Raw genomic sequence first — 1678 nt, 5'->3', positions numbered from 1 at the left:
GGCCTCCATCTCGGCCAAGGCCCGGACCTTCCTCGGGTACCGGACCTTGTCCACGTCCTCCTTCATGGCGGCGAGCAGCCCACCCGCCCTCAGCACGTCGTCCGCCCTGTCCAGAAACTCCGGGCGGGGGATCCGCTTCCCGCCCTCGATCTTGTAGACCATGTCCTCGCCGTAGCCGACCGCCTGCCCGAACTCGGCGGCCCGCATCCCCACGGCCTCCCGCCGCAGCCTCAACTGGCGCCCCACGGTGGCGACCACGGCGACACCCCAGTCGTCATCGGGATCCACCTCCCACCCCGGCTCGTCCGCCTCGGTCCTGAGCCGCCCCGCGTCCGCTTCCACCGACATCCGCACCCCTCCGTCGTACCGCTGTGGCGCAGCAGCGCCCTACCCGTACGCCCCGACCCGACAGCCCGGACACGACCGGACAAGCCTCGGACAGTGACCGTACGTACCCACTGAGTGACTTCTCACGGTACGCAGGCACCGCCACTCTGAGTGACGTGAACCAGGAAACCGTCACCCCCGTCCGCAACTTCAGCGTTCAGCTGTCCTCCACCCGGCGCGGGGCTCGCCTCGCCCGACTGCTGGCCGCGGAGCAACTGCGCTCGTGGGGACTGCCCTTGGACCCGGCGGAGCTGATCGTGGCCGAGCTGGCGGCGAACGCGGTCACGCACGGCAGGGTGCCGGGCCGCGCCTTCCGCCTGTTGCTCTACGTCGTCGGCGACGCCCTCCGCATCGAGGTGACCGATACACACGGCACCCGGCTCCCCCGCATCCGGCAGGCGGATCAGGACGCGGACTCCGGCCGAGGCCTCGTCCTGGTCGACGCCCTGGCCGCCCGCTGGGGAGTCACCCAGGGACCGGCGCCGCGCAAGACGGTCTGGGCGGAGGTCACTCGATGACGTGGCCGTGGGGCCGCGGGTGGGGCGGGTGCGCCGGCCCGCCCAGGTCATCCCCCGCCACTTCCGGCCCCCGACTCCGCCAAGCCTCGTCCGGACACTCTGGCCGAGGCACTCCGTGGAGGACACGATGAGCACTCAGGCCGACCACGGACACGAGCTGATCCCCCGTCCCGGGAAAACCCCTGACGCGCTGCGGGCTGCTCTGGCGGTCGTCGCTCCTCGCCGCATGGCGGAGATGCAGGCTCAGAAGGACGAAGCCTTCGCCAAAGCCGTGGAGTGGCAGTCCCTGAGCCCGGTGCAGAGCTGGGTCCTGACCTGGGCGAGAGACATCGAGATCGCCCGGCGCCCGGACCTGTCCACCCGCCATGACTGGGCGAAGCGGAATCTGGAGCACCAGGATCCGGCTGTCTCGCAGGAGGCACTGCGGGAGCTGAGCGCCGTGTTGGACGAAGCCATGAAGGCTGTCCGCACGTGAGCTGGAAGTGGGAGTACGCGTTCGGCGCGGAGGAGACCGCCCGGACCGTTCCCGCCGATTTCCTCGCTCGCGTCGCGAGCAGGGCGGACGAGTTGGTCCGGGCTGCGGAAGCGCTTCACGTCCATGGCCGGGCCCATGAGGGTGCCGACCCCAAGAGGGGCGACGTCACCGTTCCCGGCGGCATGTTCACACAGGTTGTCGTGCGCAGCGAGCGGGTCTACGTCCTGCAGATCACCTATCTGGGTTATCGAGCCGCAGACCACTCGTTCCGGTCCCTGCTTACGAGTGACCCAGTTCC

The 1678-nt window shown here is 70.2% G+C and carries 4 protein-coding genes; 3 read left to right on the top strand and 1 reads right to left on the bottom strand.

Features of this window, described 5'->3' with window-relative positions; translation table 11 throughout:
- A partial coding sequence (locus tag CCN42_RS26625) for a helix-turn-helix domain-containing protein (protein ID WP_143662016.1) occupies nt 1-348 on the bottom strand: 348 nt, incomplete at its 3' end.
- Between the two features lie 155 nt (nt 349-503).
- Here CCN42_RS26625 and CCN42_RS26620 point away from each other — a divergent pair.
- From CCN42_RS26620 to CCN42_RS26610, 3 genes are all read left to right on the top strand, one after another.
- Entirely contained in the window at nt 504-905 is a 402-nt protein-coding gene (locus CCN42_RS26620) for an ATP-binding protein (RefSeq protein ID WP_086739399.1), read from the top strand.
- Between the two features lie 127 nt (nt 906-1032).
- Nucleotides 1033-1380: a hypothetical protein gene (locus tag CCN42_RS26615; protein WP_086739401.1), complete on the top strand. Its 348-nt coding sequence runs from the start codon at nt 1033-1035 to the stop codon at nt 1378-1380.
- A partial coding sequence (locus CCN42_RS26610) for a hypothetical protein (RefSeq protein WP_107427650.1) occupies nt 1377-1678 on the top strand: 302 nt, incomplete at its 3' end. The genes CCN42_RS26615 and CCN42_RS26610, both read left to right, overlap by 4 nt.

It is taken from the genome of Streptomyces glaucescens (assembly GCF_002154375.1).
In the GTDB taxonomy this organism is placed as follows: Bacteria; Actinomycetota; Actinomycetes; order Streptomycetales; family Streptomycetaceae; genus Streptomyces; species Streptomyces glaucescens.
Note: the sequence above shows the minus strand (reverse complement) of the source record. Positions and strands in the feature narration are given on the sequence as shown.

Coding starts and splice junctions, on each gene's coding strand:
- CCN42_RS26615 (WP_086739401.1), top strand. CDS start 1,033: ATGAGCACTCAGGCCGACCACGGACACGAGCTGATCCCCCGTCCCGGG.